Origin of the sequence: Paraburkholderia acidisoli, from assembly GCF_009789675.1 — a bacterium.
Taxonomy (GTDB): Bacteria; Pseudomonadota; Gammaproteobacteria; order Burkholderiales; family Burkholderiaceae; genus Paraburkholderia; species Paraburkholderia acidisoli.
In genome coordinates this window covers 410,841-431,533 of record NZ_CP046914.1, presented here as the reverse complement: position 1 = coordinate 431,533, position 20,693 = coordinate 410,841, and the positions used below count along the sequence as shown (strand labels likewise).

Here is a 20,693-nt window from a genome sequence, read left to right as displayed (position 1 = left end):
GCGCGCGCATCAAGGCGAACGCGGCTCGAAGAGGAGACAGGTTTTGGAATCGGACCAAAGCCACGCGAGCGGCGGCACGACCGGTTACCGGCGTGTGGCCATCGGGCGGACTTCGCCGCGCATCGAGCGGCGCGGCGAGAGCTGGTACATCGAAGACAGCGCGCCGCTCGGCGCGTACCCCGAGCGTTTGACGGACCGGCTGGAGCAGGGCGCGCGCGCGCATCCGGACCGCTGGCTGGTGGCGCGTCGCGACGCGTCGGGCGCGTGGCGCGGCATCACGTATGCGCAGATGCTCGCGCATGCGCGCGCGATTGGCGAAGCGCTCTCGCAGCGCGGGCTGAGCGCAGCGCGGCCGTTGCTGATCCTCTCGGGCAACAGCCTCGAACATATGCAGATGGCGCTCGGCGCGATGTATGCGGGCGTGCCGCATGCGCCCATTTCGCCCGCGTATTCGCTGCTGTCGAGCGATTACGGCAAGCTCCGCCACGCGGTCGAACTGCTCACGCCGGGGCTCGTGTTCGCCGACGATATCGACGCCTACGCGAAAGCGCTCGACGCGGTGTTGCCCGCCGATGTCGAACGCGTGAGCGCGGCGGCGTCGGCGCGGCCCGGCGTGACGCGCCTCTCGACCTTGCTCGACACTCGACCGCGCGACATCGACATTTCGCATGCCGAAGTGAATGGCGACACCATTGCGAAGTTCCTGTTCACGTCCGGTTCGACGCGCCTGCCCAAGGCCGTGCCCACCACGCACCGCATGCTGTGCGCGAACCAGCAGATGCTGCTCGAAACGTTCCCGCAGTTCGGCATCGAGCCGCCCGTGCTGGTCGACTGGCTGCCGTGGAATCACACGTTCGGCGGCAGTCACAACGTGGGTATCGCGCTTTATAACGGCGGCACGCTGTATATCGACGACGGCAAGCCGGTCGCGGGCAAGTTCGAGGCAACGCTGCGCAACCTGCGCGAGATCGCGCCCACGGTGTTCTTCAACGTGCCCAAGGGCTGGGAAGAACTGACGATGGCGCTGGAAACCGACGCCGCGCTGCGCGAGCGCTTCTTTTCGCGCGTGAACCTGTATTTCTTCGCGGGCGCGGGTTTGTCGAAGGCCGCCTGGGCGCGGCTCGAACAGGTCACGCTCAAGTACTGCGGCGAGCCGATCCGCATCATGGCCGCGCTCGGCATGACGGAAACCGCGCCGTCGTGCCTCTTCACCACGGGGCCGTATTCGGGGGCGGGGTATGTCGGTCTGCCCGCGCCGGGTTGCGAGACGAAGATCGTGCCCATGGACGGCAAGCTCGAAGTGCGTTTTCGCGGCCCGAACGTGATGCGCGGCTACTGGCGCGCGAGCGAGGCGCAGGCGGCGGCCGTGTTCGACGAGGAGGGCTATTACTGCACCGGCGATGCCGTGCGGTTCGTCGATCCCGGGCGGCCGGAAGTGGGCCTCGCGTTCGATGGCCGTATCGCGGAGGACTTCAAGCTGGGTTCAGGCACGTTCGTGAGCGTGGGGCCGATGCGCGCGCGTATCGTGAGCGAAGGCGCGCCCTATGTGCTCGATGCCGTGATCACGGGCCTGAATCGCGACGAGGTGGGCGTGATGATTTTTCCGCGGCTCGATGCGTGTCGCGAGTTGGCCGGACTGGGCGATGACGCGGACCTCGACAAGGTGTTGAGTGCGCCTGCCGTGCGCGCGTTCTTCGCTTCGCTGCTCGCGCGATTGAACGCGCAGGCCTCGGGCAGTTCCACGTTTGTCGCTCGGCTGCGCCTGCTCGTGCAAGCGCCGTCGCTCGATCGCGGCGAAATCACCGACAAAGGCTCGATCAACCAGCGCGCGGTGCTTCAGCATCGCGAAGCGCTGGTCGAGTCGATGTATGCGGGCGACGATCCGGAGGTGATCGTCGCGGCGACAAGCGCGGCGCGATAAAGCCGTTATCGCGCGATGCGGGCGCGCGGCGCGCGGCGAGCGCCGAGCGCCGTTACGCGCTCGCGGCGCCGTGGGCGGTGGCGAGGAGCGTGGGCGGCAGGTTCGCGAGTTCCTTGCCGATCGCCGTTTTCAGCCGCGAAGCGTCGACCAGGCCGCCCGCGATCAGATTGAAGAACACGTCGACGATGCCGTCCAGCGAGACGGGGCCGGCCGGGTCGTACCAGTGCGTCAGCCAGTTGCACATGCCGAGGATCGCGAACACGACGAGCTTCGGATTGTCCATCGTGCGCAGCACGCCCGCCTGCGCGCCTTCCTCGATCAACTGCACCCAGCAGTCCTCGTAGCGCTTGTAGAGCGGGCGCACTTCCTTGTGCACCGACTGGCGGTCGTCGTGAGCGATGCCGCGCAAGCCCACCGTGACGGTGTCGAGCGCTACGCGGTCGAACAGGCGAATGTGGTGCTGGAGCGCGAGAAAGAGTCGCGTGACCGGCGTGACGTTGGCGGCAAGGATGCGCTCCATGCCGTCGACCAGCACCTGATTGTTCGGCCGCACCAGTTCGATCAGGATGTCGCCGCGGCTCGGATAGTAGTAATAGACGTTTTCCCGCTTGATGCCGCACGCCTGTGCGATGTCGTTGATCGACGTATTCGCAAAGCCTTTGCGCTCGAAGAGTTCACGCGCGCACGCGAGGATGTCTTCCCGCCGCTGCTGCGACTTCTGCGTTTTTTGCAGGCGCTCGCCCATATCCGCTCGTCTCCCGACCGATTCGTTCTGCGCATATTTTACACGCCGGAAAATTTACGGATCGTAAAAATTGGCCGCACTCAGCGCGCGCGTTGACGCGACCGTCATCAATTCGAGTTTCTTCCCCGTGACACGGAACGGGAGCAGAATTCGTGGATAAGTCCGCCTCGCGTCGGCAAGAAGTTCGTCCGCTAGCGATTACCCTGGATTGACCAATGTTTTTACGGTGCGTAAAAATTAACGCCAGACAGACACAACAACGACGGAGACTGGCGGACATGAAAAAGCGGCTTGGCGCGCTCGGCGCGTGGGCGTTTTCGGGGTTGGCGATGGCGCAGGCAGCGCCCGCGCCTTCAAGCGTGGATACGGGCAGTTACGTGCAGCTTTACGGCCTGCTCGATATCGGCATGAACTACACGACGCGCGCGGCGAGCGGCACGTCGAGCGGCTCGCTCTATTCGCTCACGAGCAGCGTGCTGCAACCCAACCGCTGGGGCTTGCGCGGTTCGGAAGATCTCGGCGGCGGCTTGCGCGCCGTCTTCACGCTGGAAAGCGGCTTCTTCCTGGAAAACGGCACGGCGAGCCAGGGCCTGGAATTCAGCCGCAACGCTACCGTCGGTCTGGCGGGGCATTGGGGCGAAGTGCGTCTCGGCCGTCAGTTCGACTTCATGTACGACCTCGGTTTCTACTCGGGCATCGTCAACGTCTCGGGCGGCATGGCGGGCTCCGCGCACACCTATGGCGTGGACAACCGGCTCGACGGCGTGAAGGTCAACAACTCGATCCGCTATCTCGGCCAGTTCGCGGGCTTCAACGTGGGCGCGATGTATGCGCTCGGCGGCGTGGCGGGGCATCCCGGCGCGAAGAACGTGCAGAGCTTCACGCTGGGCTACACGAACACGCGGTTTTCCGTCGATGCGGTCTATACGAACGACCACAACCCCGAGTTCTCGCCGCTGCTCTCGCCGTGGCTCTCGAGCGCCTCGGGCGTGAAGACGGCGGGTATCGGCGCGTATTTCAACATCGACGACAAGACTCGCGTGTTCGCGCTCTACACCTATTCGCGCGCCGAAAGTCTCGCGAACAAGTCGAATCTCTACACGGCGGGCGCGTCGTACCGCATCACGCCCGCGTTGAGTGTCGGCGCGGACTACACGCTCGTCTACACGCGCGACTCCGCCAACGCCAAGGGACGTTTGCAGGAAGGCGACCTCGGGCTCGATTACGCGCTCTCCAAGCGCACCGACGTCTACACCGGCTTCACGTATCAGCGCGTGACGGGCGCGAACACCGTTGCGTTCGCGTTTCCCGCCACCAACGACGCGTCGAGCGGCAACACGCAAGGCGTCTTTCGCGTCGGTATCCGCCATCGCTTCTAGCGAGGCATGAAGACCGCGCCAACCGGGTTCACCACAGCATCGGCACACTGAAATACATGAATGCAGCCCAGCCTCGTCCGCTCGAAGGACTCACCATTCTCGACCTCACCACCGCGCTCGCCGGCCCTTACGCCACCTTGCTGCTTGCCGGGCTCGGCGCGCGCGTCATCAAGATCGAGAATCCGTCGAACCCGGACACGATGCGCAACAACGCCCCTTATCTCGGGCGCGACGGCGTGACCCTGCAAAAGCGCGACGCCGGCGATCTTTCCCTCTCGCTGCTCGAACGCGGGCGCAACAAGCTCGGCGTCACGCTGAACCTCAAAAGCGAGGAAGGCCGCGCGATGTTTGTCGATCTCGCGCGCCACGCGGACGCCGTGGTCGAAAACTACAGCGCGGGCACGGCCGACCGGCTGGGCATTGGCTATGCGACGCTCGCGCAGGTGAATCCGCGCCTCGTGTACACGTCGATCAGCGGTTTCGGCGCCGACGAACTCGGCGGCCAGAATCGCGCGATGGACACCATCGTGCAGGCGCTCTCCGGCCTCATGCTGACCTCGGGGCTCGCGGGCGACGCGCCGGTGCGCGTGGGCGTGCCGATCGGCGATCTGTCCGCGCCGCTGTACGCGACCATCGGCACGCTGGCGGCGCTGTTGCAGGCGCAGCGCACGGGGCGCGGCCAGCATGTCGACGTTTCGCTGCTCGGCGCGCTCACGAGCGTGGTGGCGTGCGAGCAGTCGGACGTGATGGAGCGGCTCGGCCAATCCACACGCACCGGCAATACGCTCACGCGCCTCGCGCCGTTCGGCGTGTTCGCCACGGCCGACGGGCACGTGGCGATCTGTTCGCCCACCGACAAGTTCGTCGCGGCGCTGTTCGGCGCGATGGGCGCGCCGGAACTCGCGCGCGACGCGCGTTTCAGCTCGCGCGACCAGCGCGTCAAACACGCCGACGAACTGCATGCGCGGGTGGAGGCATGGACGTCGCGCGTGCCAACGGCGCAGGTGGTGGACACGCTCGGCGCGCTCGGCGTGCCTTGCGGTGCCGTGCGCACGCCGGGCGAAGCGGTGCGCGACACGCGCGCGCTGCGGCGCGGCGAGACCACGCGGCTCGAACACCCCGTGTTCGGCGACACGGGCGACGTGGTGGTGACCGGTTTGCCGATCCGCATGTCGGGTGCGTTCACGGGATTCGACCGGCCCGCGCCGCAACTGGGCGAACACAACGCGGCGGTGTACGCCGAGCTGTTGGGCCTGAGCGACGACCAGTTGCGCGAGCTGGCCGCGCGCGCCGTGATCTAGCGCACGGCAACCTATCAAACCGTTCTGGGCCGCATCGACAAGAGACGCAATCCACGCGCAACGTCGAACATGACCGGCCCGATCATCGGAGGAGACAGATGCAAACCGATGTCGATGTTATGCGCAAGGTGGTCTGGCGTATCGTGCCGCTGATTTTTCTGCTGTTCATCCTGAACTCGATCGATCGCGTCAACGTGAGCTTCGCGGCGTTGCAGATGAACGCCGAGCTGGGTTTCACGCCGCGTGTGTACGGCTTCGGCGTGGGCATGTTTTTCGTCAGCTATCTGCTGTTCCAGATTCCCATTGCGATGGCGGCGCGCAGCTACGGCGTGCGCGTGTGCCTCGGCCTCATGAGCATCGCGTGGGGACTCGCGGCGGCGGGCATGTCGCTCGTGCACACGCCCACGCAGTTCTACGTGCTGCGCTTTCTGCTGGGCGTGACGGAGGCGGGCTTCGCGCCGGTCACGCTGTACTACTACAGCGTGTGGATTCCCGCGCGTTACCGGGCGCGCGTGACCTCGAAGAACACGATCGCGATTGCCGTGTCGATCGTGATCGGCGCGCCGCTCTCGGGCTGGCTCATGACGTCGACGCACACGCTTGGCGGTTTGTCCGGCTGGCGATGGATGTTCGTTGCCGAAGGGCTCGTGCCCGTGCTGCTCGGCATCTACACGCTGCTGAAACTGCCCGAGACGCCGCGCGACGCCGCCTGGCTGAACGAGGCGGAACGCGCATGGCTGCTGGCGAAACTCGACGACGATGCCGCCACCCGCACGCAGCACGCGCATAGCACGGAACGCGTGCGCGCCTTGCCGCGCACGGCGGGCAGCTTGCGCCTGTGGGCGTGCGCCGGCGCGTGGTTCGCGCTGACGATGGGCGTCTATGGCGTGATTTTCTGGCTGCCGCAAGCCATCAAGCATCTGTCGAATTTCGGCGACTTCACGGTGGCGGTGCTCGCGGCCACGCCGTGGGTGTTCGCGGGCGTGGCGATGTGGCTCAACGCGCGGCACTCGGACCGGCACGCGGAGCGCCTCTGGCACGTCGTGCTGCCGACGCTCGTGGGCGCGCTCGGCCTGGCCGCTTCGGTGGTGGTGGGCGGCGGTGCGAGCGCCTACGCGATGCTGCTGCTGGGCTTGATCGGCCTGGGCGCCGCGCAGGCCGTGTTCTGGGCCGTGCCGATGGACTTCATGAAGGGCGCCGCGGCGGCCGGCGGCTTCGCCTTCATCAATCTCTGCGGCAATCTCGCGGGCCTGCTCGGGCCGAACGTGATCGGCTGGATCCGGCAGAGCACGGGCTCGTTCGCGGATGTCGCGTACTTCCTCGCCGTCGTGCTGCTGCTGGGCGCGTTGCTGCTCGCGCTGGCCTTGCGCGCGCGCCGCGCCGACGGTCCCACCGGCGACGGTGCGGGCGCGCGCGGTTGAAGCGCGCGGTGATATCGATCTGAATGCCTCGTTTTCGTGAATGACATGACTGAACTCCTTTCCACGCCGCTCGCGCCGGATGCCCGGCTCGCCGCGTTCGCCGCGACCGATACGGTCGAAGGCGCCGTGCCGGGCGCCAACACGGTGGGCTACGTCTCGCTGAACGTGCCGGTCGAATTGATCGAGGCGGCGGGTTGCGTGCCGCGCCGGCTGACGCCGCGCCGGCACGCCACGCTGCCGCACGCCGACCGTTTTCTCGACGCCTGCTTCGACGGCGCCGCGCGCGCCCTGTTCGAGCAGTTTCTGCGCGGCGACTATGCCGCGTACGACCTGGTGGTGATGCCGCGCACGTCGGAAAACGGTTTGCAACTCTATTACTTCCTGCTCGAAGCGCAACGGCTCGAGCCGCAACTCGCGATTCCCCCGCTGCATTTGTTCGACCTGTTGCAAACGCCGTATCGCTCGACGGCGCGCTATGTGCGCGATCAGGTCGAGCGCCTGAAGTCGCGGCTCGAAGCGTTGAGCGGGCGGGCGATCGAAGCCGATGCCGTCGCGCGGGCGATTCGGGACGCGAACGCTCACCTCGCTCGATTCGACGCGTTGACGGCGCTGCGGCATGCACAACCGGCCAGGATGAGCGGCGCCGCCGCGTTGCAGATTGTCGATGCGCTGGGCAAGATGCCGCGCGCGCAACATGTGGCGGCATTGGACGCGCTGCTGGCGGAGCGCAACGCATTGCCCGCTCACGACGGGCCGCGCCTCGTCGTAAAGGGCTCGGCGCACGACTCGGACGCGTTTTACCGCGTGGTCGAAGCGTGCGGCGCGGTGATCGTCGGCGACGAACATCTCGGCGGTCAACTGGCCGTTGGCGGCGAATTCGACAGCGGTCTCGCGCCGCTCGATGCCATCGCGCATCGTTACCAGCTGCGCTCGCCGAGCCTGCGCCGCTATCCGCAAGCCGGGGACGACGCACGCTTTATCGAGGCGATCCAGGCCGCGCACGCGCATGGCGTGATCTTCTGGTACGAGGCGAACGACGACGTGCTCGGCTGGGATTATCCCGATCAGAAAGCGGCGCTCGACGCGCTCGGCGTGCCCTCGCTGCGTCTGCTCGAACAACCTTATGGCGAAGTGCCCAACGCGGAAGTGCGCGCGCAGGTGGCCGCTTTTATCGACGCATTGCGCCCAGGCGCTCAACCCGTGGGAGCCGTTCGATGAGCGCACCGGAAAAAACTCGCAACGACTATCGGCCGCTCGGCACGACGCAGCTCGGCCGCGATCATCAGAAGCAGTGGTTCGCCGAATTCCGTCGCGGCGTGCTCGAAGAGAACCGGCCTTATGTGGTGGCGGGCGCGGTCACGCCGCACGAAATCCTCGACGTGCTCGGCATTCCCGTGGTGTCGGACGTGTGGTACTCGTCGATCATTTCCGCGAAGCAGATGGCGCCGCATTACTTCGACGTGATGGACCGGCTCGGCTATCACGACGCGTTGCCGCGCTACACGAGCTTGCCGCTCGCCTGCACGCTCGACGCGGATCCCGCCAGCGCGCCATACGGTGGCTTGCCGAAACCGCTGTTCGTGCTGGAGCGCCTGCGTGGCGACTACGCGCAGCGCATCACCGAAAAGTGGGCGAGGGCGTTCGGCGTGCCGCATTACGTGCTCGACGCGCCTTCGTCCACGCATCTCGACCTGCGCTGGTTCGAACGCGGCATGCGCGACTGGGAAGCGCTATACGAAACCCACCGGCTCGATTTTCAGGTCGAACAGCTCGAAGGCCTGATCCGCTTTGCCGAGACCCTGAGCGGACGCACGTTCGACGAAGCCGAATTCGCGCGCCAGATGCATCGCATCAATCGCGCGGGCGAACTGGTCGCCGAGGTGCGCGATCTGCTCGCGAGCGCGCCGCGCAGTGTCGTGCCCTTGCCCGAACAACTGGGCACGGTGATGACCGCAACATGGCATCGCGGCTCGCAATGGTCGGTGGATTTTCTCTCACGGTATCGCGACGAAGTGGCGCAGCGCGTGGCCGCGAACGATGCTTTCTGTCCCGACGAGCGCGTGCGTTTGCTGTGGTTGAACAACGGCCTCTGGCACAACACGGGCTTTTATCGCAAGTTCGAAGCGAAGTACGGCGCGACGTTCGTGTGGTCGATGTACTCGGATTTTCTTTCGGATGGCTACCGAAAGTATTTTTCCGGCGACCCGATGCGGGCACTGGCGGCGCGGCACGTGAGCATGAACGAGCAATTGCATCTGCCGGGCTGGATGAGCGAGTGGATCGTGGAGCAGGCCAGGCGCTGGGGCGTGCATGGCGCGGTGATGCTGGTGCCGAAGAACGATCGTCTTTCGGCGTTCGGCACGCGGCATACGGCGCGCGTGCTCGAAGCGGCGGGCCTGCCCGTGGTCGAACTCGAAGCGAATATGGTCGATTCGCGCCAGTGGGACGACGCGGCCATGACGCAGCGCGTGGAGGCGTTCATCGAAACCCGGGCGCTGCGCAAGGCGTTTTGCTGAAGCGCGGCTCGCGTGGCGGTAGATTGAGCGCGCGCTGCCTCAGCGCTCGGGATCGTCCCCGAACTCGCGGAGTTCCTGCGCGCAGCGGCAGGCGGCGGCGATTTTCGCGGCCCACTGGATGGCGGCGTCGCGCGACGGGAGTTGCAGCACGCAGAAGCCGCCGTCCAGCGCCTTCGTCTCGGGCCAGGTTTCGTTCGTGACCGTGCCGTCCGCGGCTACCCTGAGCGGCGCCACGGCGGCATTGATGCCGCCGCCGAACACGTACACGCCCGCCGCTTTGGCCTCTCGCATGACTGCGTGCGCGGCGTCCGCCACGGCGGCGAGGTCCTCGGCCGGAACGTGCATTGCCCGCGCCGGAAACGAGATCAGGTATGTCGTCATCGCTCGATCCTCCGCATGCGGCAAGCGCCGCCGAGTCGGTATTCTCTCGCGTGAACCTGTCATTGACCAAACGTTCGGCGCTTCGCGCGAATGGGAGGGATGGAACAGACGGAGAGAATGGGAATCTCTCGGGCCTCGCTGGCCGACAACCGCTCGAATATACGTACTGGTTTTCAACCATGCCGGTTACGTAGCCGATTGATCGTTTCAAGCCGACAACAGCCATCCCCTCGCCACGCTCAACCTCGTTTCTCGTCAAGCGTCGCTGGCTTCGTTCGCCGCGAGCAGCAGCGCGTCGAGCACGGCTGCGACCGCCGGACGTTTTGCCGTGCCCTTCGGAAGCGCGGTAAAAACGCGTCGGCTCAGCACGGGTTCGATCGGCAGCACGGCAAAGTCGCCGTCGTTTTCCACCCGGCGCAGACCGAGCCGGGGCAACACGGCCACGAGACCGCCGGTCCTCACCATCTCCAGCGTGACGGCCGTATTTCGGCTGCTGCACGTGACTTTCGGCGTAAATCCGCCCGCAAAACAAGCGTTCATCAGAAACGTGTGATAGGTCGCCGCCGACTGGTTCAACGCCCATCGTTCATGCGCCAGATCGGACAACTGAATATTCTTTCGGCCTGCTAACTTGTGGCCGGAAGCCACCACGGCATCGAAATGGTCGACGCACAGCGGCTGGAATTCGAGCACGTTGGCCAGCGCTTCCGCGCTCACGAGGTCGTCGACGATCGCAATGTCGGTTTGTTTCGCGGCCGCCGCCCGAAGCCCTTCGGACGGTTCCAGTTCCGTGAACTGAATGTGCAGTTGCGGATGCTGTTCCAGCAGTATTTTCATCGCGTGCGGCACGACGCTGCTCGCCAGCGAACCGAATGCGGAGAGCCGCACTTCGCCGCTGACTTCCACGTTCGCCGCCGCGACTTCCGCCTCGATCTCCTCGACCAGCTCGAACAGCCCCGTGGCCCGCGCGACCAGACGCCGGCCGGCGGGCGTCAACTGCACGCCGCGTCCGGAGCGCTCGATCAATACCGTCTCCAGTTCGTCCTCGAGTTGCGCCAGCTGTTGCGATACCGCGGGGCGGGTCAGGTGGACCGCGTCCGCGACGGCGGAAATCGTCCCGAGCACGGAAAGCTCGTGCAGTAGACGCAGACGGCTGAGGTTGAGCATGCGCGCAGTTTCCCGGTTGGACTGACGCGAATGGTAAGCAATTTCTTCCTATGGCGTCAAAAAGTGTCGTCTTTTTTTCCTTATTTTGTCTTCCTATAGTCACGTCACAGGCAGCCACACATCACGATGACTAGGGAAATCCCTTGGTAATCATGGGGTTAGTGGGTCTGCCCGTTCAACTAAATTGAATTCGTCGGAGGAAGTGGAAATGAAGGTTGCATTTATCGGTATCGGTCGCATGGGTGGACGCATGGCCGCCCGTCTGGTTGCCGCGGGCCATCAGGTCCGTGTGTTCGATCCGAGCCAGGCCGCCATGGACGCCCTGGCCGCACAAGGCGCGATCGCGACGAAGAGCCCGGCCGAGGCCGCCCTCGACGCCGAGCGCATCCTCTTGAGCCTGCCGAGCCCGAAGACGCTCCGCGACGCCGTCACCGGTCCGGAAGGCGTGCTGAAGACCGCGGCGGAAGGCGCCATCGTCGTCGACTTCAGCACCGTCGATCCGGCCACGACGAAGGAAATCGCGGCAGTCGCGGCGCAAAAACACGTCTCGTTCGTCGACTCGCCGGTGAGCGGCGGCGTGCTCGGCGCGGAAAACGGCAAGCTGGTGCTGATGGTGGGCGGTGCGGCGGACGTCATCGAAAAGCTGAAGCCGGTTTTCGACGTGCTCGCGGGGCGCGTCGTCCATTGCGGCGAAACGGGCGCGGGCCAGCTGACCAAGCTCAGCCACAACCTGCTCACGGCGATCAACACCGTGGCGCTTGGCGAGGTTCTGACGGCCAGCGTGAAGGCGGGCGCGAAGCTCGACGTGCTGTGCGACGTGCTCACCGCGGGCCTGGCGGGCAGCAAGATGCTCGACTACCTGCCGAAAACGCTGTTCACGCAGGCGCGTCCCGCGAACTTTGCGATCGACCTGATGCACAAGGACATCAAGCTCTGCCTCGACGAGTTCTCGAATCTGCCGATGCCGCTCGGCCAGCTCGTTCTGCAAACCTATAACGCGGCGCGCGCCAAGGGTCTCGGCGGCAAGGACTCGACCAGCGTGAACGAAATCTATGAAGAACTGCTCGGCGTGCGACTCAGCCTGCCGGCTGCCGAGTAACTTGACCGACCCCCGAAGGATAGATCGTGAATTCCCGTACCGAAAATCTCGCTGCTGAAGTCGTTCTCCCGAAAGCCGGCATCACCGGTCTGCTGATCAACAACGAATGGCGCACGCCGGCCAGCGGCAACACGCTCGACATCGAGAATCCGTCGCGCCGCGAAGTGTTCGCCACCATCGGCGCCAGCGACGCCGCCGACGTGGCCGCCGCCGTGGCCGCCGCCGCCGCCGCATTCCCCGCATGGCGACGTCTCGCGTCGCGGGCACGCGGCGCCTTGTTGACGGAACTGGGCAATCGCGTGACGGCGCATGCCGAGGAAATCGCGCGCGTGCTGGCGGCGGAAAGCGGCAACGCGCTGCGTACGCAGAGCCGTCCGGAAGTGCTGGGCGCGGCGGAAGTGCTGCGCTATTACGGCGGTGTCGTCGCCGAGCAGAAGGGCGAAACGCTGCCGCTGGGTCCCGGTCTCTTCAGCTATTCCACGCGCGAGCCGCTGGGTGTGGTCGGCGCCATCATCCCGTGGAACTCGCCGGTCATCCTCGCGGCGGTGAAGATCGGCATGGCGCTCGGCACTGGCAATACGCTGGTGCTCAAGCCGGCCGAGGACGCGCCGCTCGCCGTCATCAAGATCGCGGAACTCGCGACCGGCCTGTTCCCGGCGGGCGTGTTCAACGTCGTCACGGGCACGGGCATCGACGCGGGCGCGCCGCTGGCCGCGCATCCGAACGTCGCCAAGGTCTCGTTCACGGGCTCGCTCGAAGTCGGCAAACTGGTCGGCCACGCCGTCGCGGACCGCATTGGTCACGCCACGCTCGAACTCGGCGGCAAGAGCCCCTGCATCGTTTATCCGGATGCGGCCACGCCGGACTATGTCGATGCCACGGTCACGGGCATCATCAACGCCATGCGCTTCGCGCGTCAGGGCCAGTCCTGCACGGCCGGCTCGCGCCTCTACGTGCACAAGGACGTCTGGGATGTCGTGATGACGAAGCTCGTCGCGAAGGTCAAGGAACTGAAGATCGGCGATTCGCTCGACGAAGCCAGCGATATCGGCGCGATCGTGAATGCCGAGCGCTATGCGGAAATTCGCGCCTTCATCGAGGAAGCGATCGACGCGGGCGCGCAGGTGCTGACCGGCTCGTTGCCGCCCGCGCTCGAAGACGCGCAGGGCTTCTTCCCCGAGCCCGTAATTTTCGCGGGCGTCGACAACAGCTGGCGCGTGGCGCGCGAAGAGGTGTTCGGCCCGGTGCTGGTGGCGATTCCCTGGTCGGACGAAGCAGAAGTCATCCGCTGGGCCAACGACACGGTGTACGGTCTCGCCGCCTATGTCTTCACCAACGACATCACGAAGGCGCTGAAGGCAACCGAACAGATCGACGCGGGCTGGCTGCAGGTGAATCGCGCGGGCGGTCAGATTCCCGGCATGTCGTACGGCGGCGCGAAGCAGAGCGGTATCGGCGCGGAGTACTCCATCGAAGGCGCGCTCGAAGCCTATACCTCGCGCAAGAGCGTGACGATCAACGTCTGACGCGCAACCAGAAGGCGGCCCGGCAACGACCGGGTCGCCACTAACCGATACCACACCGGGTTTGGAGTGAAATGATGAGTGCAAATCTCGCAGCATCCACGGACGCGACGCACGAAGCGTCGCGTGCGACGTCGACCCGAGCGGCGCTAAGCTCGTTTATCGGCACGACGGTCGAATGGTACGACTACTTCCTGTACGGAACGGCGGCCGCGCTGGTGTTTCCGAAGGTGTTCTTCAACGAGCTGACGCCGGAACTGGCGACGCTGGCCTCGATGGCGTCGTTCGCGGTTGCGTTCATTCTTCGCCCGCTCGGCGGCATGGTCATCGGTCACTTCGGCGACCGCATGGGCCGCAAGAAGATGCTGGTGTTCACGCTGCTCGTGATGGGCCTGTGCACCGCGGCGATCGGCTTTCTGCCTTCGTATAACGCCGTGGGTTACTGGAGCCCCGGCCTGCTGATCGCATTGCGCGTGGTGCAGGGTTTCGCCCTGGGCGGCGAGTGGGGCGGCGCCGCGCTCATGTCCGTCGAGCATGCGCCCGACGGCCGGCGCGGCTTGTTCGGCGCAACCATGCAGATGGGCGTGCCCGCCGGTTTGCTCGTGTCGACTGGCGCGTTCGCGCTGGTTTCGGCACTGCCCGACGATCAGTTCTTTTCGTGGGGCTGGCGCCTGCCGTTCGTCTTCAGCCTCGCATTGCTGTGCGTCGGCATGTATATCCGGCTGCAGGTGAGCGAGCCGCCGAGCTTCGAGAAGATCAAGGCGTCGGGCAACGTGTCGCGCGCCCCGCTTCTGGAGGTCTGGAAAAACGAGAAGAAAAAGACCCTCATCATGGTGTTCTTCCAGACGGTGGCGAACGTCGGTTACTTCCTGATTACGGTCTACGCGCTGACCTACATCACGACCAAGCTGCATCTGCCGCGTAGCGTGGCCTCGACCGGCCTGCTGATCGCGGCGGGCGTCGATCTCTTCATGCAGCCGGTGTTCGGCTGGCTTTCCGACAAGGTGGGCCGCAAGGTGGTGTACGGCTTCGGCGCGCTGTTCTTCGCGGTCTATGCGTTCCCGCTGTTCTGGCTGCTGGATACCGGCAATCCCGTGCTGATTACGGTGGCGCTCGCACTGGGTCTCGGCATCGGGCACGCCTCGACCGGTTCGCTGCACGGCGTGATTTACGCCGAACAGTACCCCACGCGCTATCGCTTCAGCGGTTCCTCCACGGCCTATCAGTTGTCGGGCATCGTCTCCAGCGCCCCGACGCCGCTGATCGCCGCGTGGCTCGTGGCACGCAGCGGCAACTCGATGGCGGTGTCCTGGTACGTGGTGGTGGCGGCCATCGTTTCGCTGGTTTGCGTGCTGCTCGTCAAAGAGACGTTCCGCGAACCCATCGACCGTTGAGCCTGCCGGGAATCGCCATGACCACAACGAATGAACAGCGCACGGGCGAACGCATCGACCGCCTGATGACGGTGGAAATCCGCCCGCTGAACGGCGGCTTGCCCGCGGGCTTCGTGGTGCCGATGTACGAGGTTTGTCGCGCGTATCACGGCGAGCCGCTGAGTTCGCTGGCGGCGCGGCGCCTCGCCACGGTGCTGTCGCGCGGCGGCACGGTGTTGATCGCCACGGGCGCCGGTGTCGCGCCGAAGCTGCCGCAAGGCGAAACCGATGGCCCCGTGGGTGCCGCGGTGCTGGCGCGCGCGTTGATCCTCGCCTTCGGCGTGCGCGTGATGCTCGTAACGGAAGCGGCGCATGCGGCGCCGGTGGCGGCGGTCGCCGAGGTCGTCAACGCGGAGCTGCGGGAACGAGACGGATGCGACGCCGTGACCGTGGTGTCGTTTCCGTTGGGCCTCGAACCGGGTAGGGCGGCCGCCGAAGCGCTCATGAACGCGCACCGTCCGGCAGCGGTGGTGTTCGTGGAGCGCGACGGGCCGAACAAGGAAGGCTTCTTTCACGGCGTTCGCGGCGATTGCCGCAACCCCGGGGACGTGGGGCACGTGTATTTGCTCGCCGAGATGGCGCGTGAGCGCGGCGTGCTTTCGATCGGCATTGGCGACGGCGGCAACGAAGTGGGATTCGGCGCGGTGCGCGACGCGATTACGGCCGTGCATCCGCTCGGCGGCAAGTCGCTCGCGGGTCACGCCTCCGGCGTCGTGACCGTCACGGCAACCGACGTGGTGGTGAGTGCCTCGGTATCGAACTGGGGCGCGTATGGCATTGCCGCCGCGCTCGCCGCGCGACAGGGGAACGCGGAGATTCTGCACACGCCGCCACTCGAATATGCGCTCATCAAGGCGACCGTCGACGCGGGCGCGCGTGACGGCGCGACTTCGAAGGCCGAGATTGCCGTGGACGGCATCAACTGGGAGGGCCATACGTCGTTCGTGGAACTGCTCAGAAGCATCGTCGCGGTCGCCAGCGAATAGCGCATACGCAAACCGCCTCTCGCAGCGCCCTTTTTAGACTTGATAGGTGTACGAAATGAGTGACGTTAAGGACACGAAGGCACAGATTCCTTCGACCGCTGCCTCGGTCAAGACCGACAGCTTTGGCAATCCGGTCGACCCGACCGTGGGCTTCGCGCGCGGCAGCATCATCCGCTCGAGCATCGACGAGGCGCTGCGCCTGCGCCATGGCCAGGCCGTGGCCGCGAAACGCGTGAAGCTGCTGGGCGCCGCCTCCATCGGCGTATTTACCGGCAATCAGCGCGATTTCCCCATTCACGCCGACGATATCGCCACGCTTTGCGAGGAATGGGTCGGCCCCGGGCTCGCGGCGGAGGAACTGCGCCAGGTCGCGATCGGCCACATGGGCGGTCGCGGCGACGATGCCGTCGCCATTTTCAATCGAACCAGTGCCGGTATCGTCGCCACCATCGCCGCGCTCGCCGACGGCAAGCCCATTGTCTCCGTGGTTCCGCCGAAAGGCCGTTCGCATGCGTCCGTCATTCGCGGCGCGAAGCTCGCCGGTGTCGCCGTGCATGAGGTTCAGGGCAACAATGAGTGGCTGAAAGTTGTCGAGGCGCAGCGCCCCGCGCTGGTCGTGGTCACCACGGTCACGAGCAGCCTGGAGCGGCTCGAAGACCACGTGACGCTGGAGGTCGTGCAATTCGCTCACGCGCTCGGCGCCAAAGTGTTTCTCGACGAGGCTTACGGCGCGCGGCTGCGCACGGTGTTGCACGGTGGCCGGCTGAGCCTGCAACTGGGGGCCGATATCGCCGTGACGAATTGCGACAAGGCGGGACTCTCGGGGCCGCGAGCCGGCGTGCTGGTCGGCCGCGCGGACCTCGTGACGGCGGCGGCGGCCAGGGGCGCCGAATACGGCATGGAAGCGCGCGCGCCGATCTCCGCCGCGGTGCTGCGCTCGTTGCAGAAGTATCAGCCCGAGGACTTGCGGGAAGAGTCAGCGGCGGGCCAGAAGCTGGCCGAAGCGCTCGCGCAGAAGCTGGGCGCCGGCCTGGTGCAGCGCAGCGACCTGGGACCGATGGTTGAGGAAGACGCCGTGTTGCGCGTGCTGCTGAAGCTCGCGGGCCGCGAGAACGAAAAACCGGTCGTCGTGCCTTGCGAGGCCACTTCGGCGCTCGGCATGGTGCTGCTCGAAGACCACGGCATCCTCACGGTGAACACGCACGGCCAACCGGGCGCGCGCGTGTCGCTGCGGCTCAAGCCTACGCTCGACGCGCTCGGCCGCACCGGCGGTTTCGACGCCGTGGTCGCCGCGGTCATGAAGTCGCTCGAGAAGGTCGCGTCGATCATCCATGATCGCGATGCCGTCGCTCAACTCGTCATCGGGAAATAATCATGGGCAACCCCGCATTCAGTCAAATCGACGACCGCCTCGACGCTCTCGTATCGCTCGACCTCGGCGGCCGGGGCGTGGAGCAGCTGTATCGCGCCGCGCGCGCGCGGCAGGGCGGTTCGCTCGTCGGCGCGGCAGCCGATGCGTTGCTGAGCATTCCTGACAAAGCCAACGTATTCGTCACGACGGGCTCGGTGTCGCGCGCGTGGATCTCGCCTTCCATTGGCGAAAACGACGGCCCGGCGGGCCTCGCGGCCGTGGTGCGCGCCTTGTCGCTTTCGAAGCACGCGTTGTGCATCGCTTTTGTCGAGGCAACGCTGATCGACACCACGGCGGCCATTCTCACGAGCGCGGGCCTCACGGTTTTGCCGTACGAACAGGCGAAGCTTGCCCGTGACGACGGCAGCCTCGCCGTGGTGTGCGTCGAAGCGTTTCCCGTGGAGGACGAGCCGGCGAAGCGGGCGGCCGCCGCGCTCATCGAAAAGTATCGGCCCGCGCTGTTCTTTTCGACCGAACGTGTGGGCCGCAATGCTGACGGCATTTATTGCAGCATGCGCGGGATCGACTATGGCATGGGGCGCGCCCGTATCGACTATCTGTTCGACGAAGCCATCGAGCGCAAGATTCCCACGGTCGCCGTGGGCGACGGCGGCAACGAGATCGGCATGGGCGTGGTGGCGGAGGCGGTCAAAAGCCATGTGAAGTTCGGCGACCAGCGACCGGACGGCAGCGCGGGCATTGGCGCCGTAACAGGCGCGGACGTCCTCGTGACGGCGGCGTGCTCGAACTGGGGCTGCTATGCCATTGCGGGGGCTTATGCGGCCCGCAGCAACAAGGCGGCGCTCGCGCATAGCCCTGCGATGGAAGCGGCGTTGCTGCGTCGTGGCGTGGATATCGGCCTGATCAACTCCGTGGCGAACGTGATCGACGGCAATGTGGACGGCATTCCCGAGGCCACGCATCTCGCCGTTGCGCAACTGATCTCGACGATCATCGCGCCGGCTTTCAAATAAGCGCGCTGGACGCCTTCGGCCTTCGGGCTCGAGGCGTCCGGTACGCGGCAAACTCATTCATGGTGCCACTATGACTTCGTTGACGATTCACGCTTTATTTCAGCCCGCCGCGACGGCTCGCACGAGCACGGCGCCAGTGCACGCGACCCATGCGCAGCGAACGGCAACGCTTTACGCGTCGCTTCTGAGTCATCCCATGGCGCAGATCGCGGGCAATGTGTCCGATCGCAGCGATGTGTCGTCGGTCGCCATTCTCGGCTACAACTGAAGCGGGAAACGCGGGACGGTTGCCGCTAGGCGCTCAGATAAGGTTCGAGCGCCATGGCAGGCGCGGGACGAGCGAAGAAAAAGCCCTGCAGTTCATGACAGCGCTCGTCGAGCAAGGCCTGCCGTTGAACGCCGGTTTCGACGCCTTCCGCCGTGATGGGCAGATCGAGACTGCGGCATAGCTCGGTGATCGCGTGGATAATGGCCGCCGATTTCGGGTTGTTCCCGAGGCCGTTGACGAAGCCGCGATCGATTTTCACCCGCGTAAAGGGCACGCTTTGCAAAAGACCCAGCGACGAGTAGCCCTTGCCGAAATCGTCCATGGCCACTCCCACGCCCATCGCGCGAATTTCGTTGAGAATACGCGACGACGTACCGGACGATTCCAGCAGCACGGTTTCGGTAATTTCGACTTCCAGACGATGCGCGGGAAGCCTCGCGTTCGCCAGCGCTTTGGCCAGTATGTGCGTGAAGTTCGCGTGTATCAGCTGCGCCGGCGAAACGTTGACGCTCAGGCGAATATGCGCGGGCCACAGCACCGCGTCGCGACACGCCTTTTCCAGCACCCACGCCCCGAGTTCCGGCATCAGGCCGCGCTCTTCCGCAACGGGAATGAAGTCGGCCGGCGAGATGGGGCCGCGCTTGGGATGATGCCAGCGCAGCAGCGCCTCGCAGGCGGTGGTGATGCCCGTATGCGCGTCGACGATCGGCTGGTAGTGCAGTTCCAGTTGATTCGCGCGCAGGGCCCGCCGCAGATCCTCTTCGAGTTCGTTGCGCAGTCGCAGCGGATTCTTCATGCCGCTCTCGTACAAACGGCAGCAGTTGCGCCCCTCGCGCTTGGCCGCGTAGAGCGCGAGGTCCGCGCGCTGGAGCACCGTTTCCGCGTCGATCCCGGCCCGCGCATGAACGACGATCCCGACGCTCGCGCCAATGCAGATTTCATTGCCCGCGATCTCGAACGGCTCGGCAAGATTGTCGATGCAGCGTTGCGCGAGCGCTTTGGCTTCGTCCACGCTGCGATACGGAATTTGCAGAATGGCGAACTCGTCGCCGCTCAGACGAGCCAGCTGATCGCTCGAACTCACCGACTCCTGCAGACGCCGGGCCACGGCCTTGAGCAGCGCGTCGCCCACGTGATGGCCGTGCGTGTCGTTGACCGACTTGAAACGGTCGAGGTCAAGGTAGAGGAGTGCGAACGGTTGCTCGGCAGAGGCCTGTTTCGCGAGCGCGGAGAGGCTTTCCTGGAAACGCAGCCGGTTGGGCAGGTCGGTCAGATGATCGTGATGCGCGAGATACGTGATGCGCTTTTCGGCGGCGCGCCGCTCGGTCACGTCCTCGATCGTGGAGACCCAGCCGCCGTGCGAAAGCAGACGGGTAACGACCGAGATGCTGCGGCCCAGATGGTCGATCTCCATCGTCACCTGCGGCCGGTTGGCTTCGGGGCGATGCATGAACTGCTTGCGCGCGTTTCTCACGTACGCCGCCATGCGCTCGCGCGGCACGCCGGCGCGCTCGCCTATGCGCCGTAGTATCGTGCTGAGCGGCATGCCGCGCGACACGACTCGCGAAGGCAGCGAGAGGACATGCGAGAACTGGCTGTTGGACAGGACGAGGCGGCCGCGATGGTCGAACAGACACAACCCTTGCGATATGTTGCTGAGCGCGAGATCCAGGTTGCGGGTGGTCTCTTCGAGTGCCCGCGACGTGTCGTGGTGTTCGTTGGCGTCGTAAAGCAGCTTTGCGAAGCCGAACAGCGCGCCTTCGCCGTCGTAGATCGGCTCGACGAGGACGCCGGCCCGGAACCGCGTGCCGTCCTTGCGCAGACGCCAGCCCGTGGTTTCGAGCCTGCCCGTTTCCCTGGCCATGGCGAGGTCTTGCGCGGGAATACCGGCGGTCTGGTCTTCGGCGGTGTAGCAGCATGAAAAATGCCGCCCGATGATGTCGCCCGCCGGATAGCCCATGGCTTGCTGCGCGCCGGTATTCCAGGTGCGGATTATGCCGTCGACATCGAGGAGATAAAGCGCATAGCCCATGGCGCCCTGAATACGCTTTCGATCAACCGGATCGCCGGACGATGGCGCCTCGAATGCGCGCTCATCGAGGCTGGTCCCGGAATTCCTTACCCCGATTTGCGTGATTTTCATTGTTTGGGCGGTTGATCGGTCTCGA

The 20,693-nt window shown here is 65.7% G+C and carries 17 protein-coding genes; 13 read left to right on the top strand and 4 right to left on the bottom strand.

Features of this window, described 5'->3' with window-relative positions; genetic code table 11:
• Window positions 1-43: 43 nt before the first annotated feature.
• Window positions 44-1,921, top strand: a complete 1,878-nt coding sequence (locus FAZ98_RS16190) for a feruloyl-CoA synthase (RefSeq protein ID WP_158952331.1) — start codon at window positions 44-46, stop codon at window positions 1,919-1,921.
• 52 nt (window positions 1,922-1,973) lie between these two features.
• Here the strand turns inward: FAZ98_RS16190 and FAZ98_RS16185 are convergent, their stop codons facing one another.
• Window positions 1,974-2,666 carry a TetR/AcrR family transcriptional regulator gene (locus tag FAZ98_RS16185; RefSeq protein WP_158952330.1) on the bottom strand — a complete coding sequence of 231 codons (693 nt, stop codon included), beginning with the start codon at window positions 2,664-2,666 and terminating at the stop codon, window positions 1,974-1,976.
• Window positions 2,667-2,944: 278 nt separating this feature from the next.
• Between FAZ98_RS16185 and FAZ98_RS16180 the strand changes: the two genes are divergently transcribed.
• The 5 genes from FAZ98_RS16180 (at window position 2,945) to FAZ98_RS16160 (ending at window position 9,283) form a co-directional block, all read left to right on the top strand.
• Window positions 2,945-4,045 carry a porin gene (locus tag FAZ98_RS16180; protein ID WP_158952329.1) on the top strand — a complete coding sequence of 367 codons (1,101 nt, stop codon included), beginning with the start codon at window positions 2,945-2,947 and terminating at the stop codon, window positions 4,043-4,045.
• Between the two features lie 56 nt (window positions 4,046-4,101).
• The gene (locus FAZ98_RS16175) at window positions 4,102-5,346 is read left to right on the top strand and encodes a CaiB/BaiF CoA transferase family protein (RefSeq protein WP_158952328.1); all 1,245 of its coding nucleotides are present in this window, start codon (window positions 4,102-4,104) and stop codon (window positions 5,344-5,346) included.
• Between the two features lie 98 nt (window positions 5,347-5,444).
• Window positions 5,445-6,767, top strand: coding sequence for an MFS transporter (locus FAZ98_RS16170; protein WP_158952327.1), 1,323 nt, complete (start codon window positions 5,445-5,447; stop codon window positions 6,765-6,767).
• Between the two features lie 45 nt (window positions 6,768-6,812).
• Window positions 6,813-7,985: a 2-hydroxyacyl-CoA dehydratase subunit D gene (locus FAZ98_RS16165; RefSeq protein WP_158952326.1), complete on the top strand. Its 1,173-nt coding sequence runs from the start codon at window positions 6,813-6,815 to the stop codon at window positions 7,983-7,985.
• Entirely contained in the window at window positions 7,982-9,283 is a 1,302-nt protein-coding gene (locus FAZ98_RS16160) for a 2-hydroxyacyl-CoA dehydratase family protein (protein ID WP_158952325.1), read from the top strand. Before FAZ98_RS16165 ends, FAZ98_RS16160 begins: the two co-directional genes overlap by 4 nt.
• A 39-nt stretch (window positions 9,284-9,322) precedes the next feature.
• On the opposite strand, the gene FAZ98_RS16155 is transcribed toward FAZ98_RS16160, so the two are convergent.
• Window positions 9,323-9,664, bottom strand: coding sequence for a YciI family protein (locus tag FAZ98_RS16155; RefSeq protein WP_199272378.1), 342 nt, complete (start codon window positions 9,662-9,664; stop codon window positions 9,323-9,325).
• Window positions 9,665-9,919: 255 nt separating this feature from the next.
• On the bottom strand, window positions 9,920-10,831 hold the full coding sequence (locus FAZ98_RS16150) for a LysR family transcriptional regulator (protein ID WP_158952324.1): 912 nt from the start codon (window positions 10,829-10,831) through the stop codon (window positions 9,920-9,922).
• A 208-nt stretch (window positions 10,832-11,039) separates the two neighbouring features.
• Here FAZ98_RS16150 and FAZ98_RS16145 point away from each other — a divergent pair, with 208 nt between their 5' ends.
• The 7 genes from FAZ98_RS16145 to FAZ98_RS16115 all read left to right on the top strand — a co-directional run bounded on the left by FAZ98_RS16145 (window position 11,040) and on the right by FAZ98_RS16115 (window position 18,525).
• A complete protein-coding gene (locus tag FAZ98_RS16145) occupies window positions 11,040-11,930 on the top strand; it encodes an NAD(P)-dependent oxidoreductase (protein WP_158952323.1) in 891 nt (296 codons plus the stop codon).
• A 26-nt stretch (window positions 11,931-11,956) separates the two neighbouring features.
• Window positions 11,957-13,456 carry an aldehyde dehydrogenase family protein gene (locus tag FAZ98_RS16140; protein ID WP_199272377.1) on the top strand — a complete coding sequence of 500 codons (1,500 nt, stop codon included), beginning with the start codon at window positions 11,957-11,959 and terminating at the stop codon, window positions 13,454-13,456.
• A 71-nt stretch (window positions 13,457-13,527) separates the two neighbouring features.
• Window positions 13,528-14,847, top strand: a complete 1,320-nt coding sequence (locus tag FAZ98_RS16135; RefSeq protein WP_199272376.1) for an MFS transporter — start codon at window positions 13,528-13,530, stop codon at window positions 14,845-14,847.
• Window positions 14,848-14,864: 17 nt separating this feature from the next.
• Complete coding sequence (locus FAZ98_RS16130; protein ID WP_158952322.1) at window positions 14,865-15,872, top strand: glutamate cyclase domain-containing protein; 1,008 nt, start codon at window positions 14,865-14,867, stop codon at window positions 15,870-15,872.
• Between the two features lie 55 nt (window positions 15,873-15,927).
• Complete coding sequence (locus tag FAZ98_RS16125; RefSeq protein ID WP_158952321.1) at window positions 15,928-17,244, top strand: aminotransferase class I/II-fold pyridoxal phosphate-dependent enzyme; 1,317 nt, start codon at window positions 15,928-15,930, stop codon at window positions 17,242-17,244.
• A 2-nt stretch (window positions 17,245-17,246) separates the two neighbouring features.
• Complete coding sequence (locus tag FAZ98_RS16120; RefSeq protein WP_158952320.1) at window positions 17,247-18,257, top strand: glutamate cyclase domain-containing protein; 1,011 nt, start codon at window positions 17,247-17,249, stop codon at window positions 18,255-18,257.
• 70 nt (window positions 18,258-18,327) lie between these two features.
• Window positions 18,328-18,525 carry a hypothetical protein gene (locus FAZ98_RS16115; RefSeq protein ID WP_158952319.1) on the top strand — a complete coding sequence of 66 codons (198 nt, stop codon included), beginning with the start codon at window positions 18,328-18,330 and terminating at the stop codon, window positions 18,523-18,525.
• Between the two features lie 25 nt (window positions 18,526-18,550).
• Here the strand turns inward: FAZ98_RS16115 and FAZ98_RS16110 are convergent, their stop codons facing one another.
• Window positions 18,551-20,557 (bottom strand): putative bifunctional diguanylate cyclase/phosphodiesterase, encoded by a 2,007-nt coding sequence (locus FAZ98_RS16110; RefSeq protein ID WP_158952318.1) that lies wholly within the window; start codon window positions 20,555-20,557, stop codon window positions 18,551-18,553.
• Between the last annotated feature and the right edge of the window lie 136 nt (window positions 20,558-20,693).

Coding starts and splice junctions, on each gene's coding strand:
- FAZ98_RS16160 (WP_158952325.1), top strand. CDS start 7,982: ATGAGCGCACCGGAAAAAACTCGCAACGACTATCGGCCGCTCGGCACG.
- FAZ98_RS16110 (WP_158952318.1), bottom strand. CDS start 20,557: ATGGGCTATGCGCTTTATCTCCTCGATGTCGACGGCATAATCCGCACC.
- FAZ98_RS16165 (WP_158952326.1), top strand. CDS start 6,813: ATGACTGAACTCCTTTCCACGCCGCTCGCGCCGGATGCCCGGCTCGCC.
- FAZ98_RS16145 (WP_158952323.1), top strand. CDS start 11,040: ATGAAGGTTGCATTTATCGGTATCGGTCGCATGGGTGGACGCATGGCC.
- FAZ98_RS16115 (WP_158952319.1), top strand. CDS start 18,328: ATGACTTCGTTGACGATTCACGCTTTATTTCAGCCCGCCGCGACGGCT.
- FAZ98_RS16185 (WP_158952330.1), bottom strand. CDS start 2,666: ATGGGCGAGCGCCTGCAAAAAACGCAGAAGTCGCAGCAGCGGCGGGAA.
- FAZ98_RS16125 (WP_158952321.1), top strand. CDS start 15,928: ATGAGTGACGTTAAGGACACGAAGGCACAGATTCCTTCGACCGCTGCC.
- FAZ98_RS16135 (WP_199272376.1), top strand. CDS start 13,528: ATGATGAGTGCAAATCTCGCAGCATCCACGGACGCGACGCACGAAGCG.
- FAZ98_RS16180 (WP_158952329.1), top strand. CDS start 2,945: ATGAAAAAGCGGCTTGGCGCGCTCGGCGCGTGGGCGTTTTCGGGGTTG.
- FAZ98_RS16150 (WP_158952324.1), bottom strand. CDS start 10,831: ATGCTCAACCTCAGCCGTCTGCGTCTACTGCACGAGCTTTCCGTGCTC.
- FAZ98_RS16120 (WP_158952320.1), top strand. CDS start 17,247: ATGGGCAACCCCGCATTCAGTCAAATCGACGACCGCCTCGACGCTCTC.
- FAZ98_RS16130 (WP_158952322.1), top strand. CDS start 14,865: ATGACCACAACGAATGAACAGCGCACGGGCGAACGCATCGACCGCCTG.
- FAZ98_RS16155 (WP_199272378.1), bottom strand. CDS start 9,664: ATGACGACATACCTGATCTCGTTTCCGGCGCGGGCAATGCACGTTCCG.
- FAZ98_RS16175 (WP_158952328.1), top strand. CDS start 4,102: ATGAATGCAGCCCAGCCTCGTCCGCTCGAAGGACTCACCATTCTCGAC.
- FAZ98_RS16170 (WP_158952327.1), top strand. CDS start 5,445: ATGCAAACCGATGTCGATGTTATGCGCAAGGTGGTCTGGCGTATCGTG.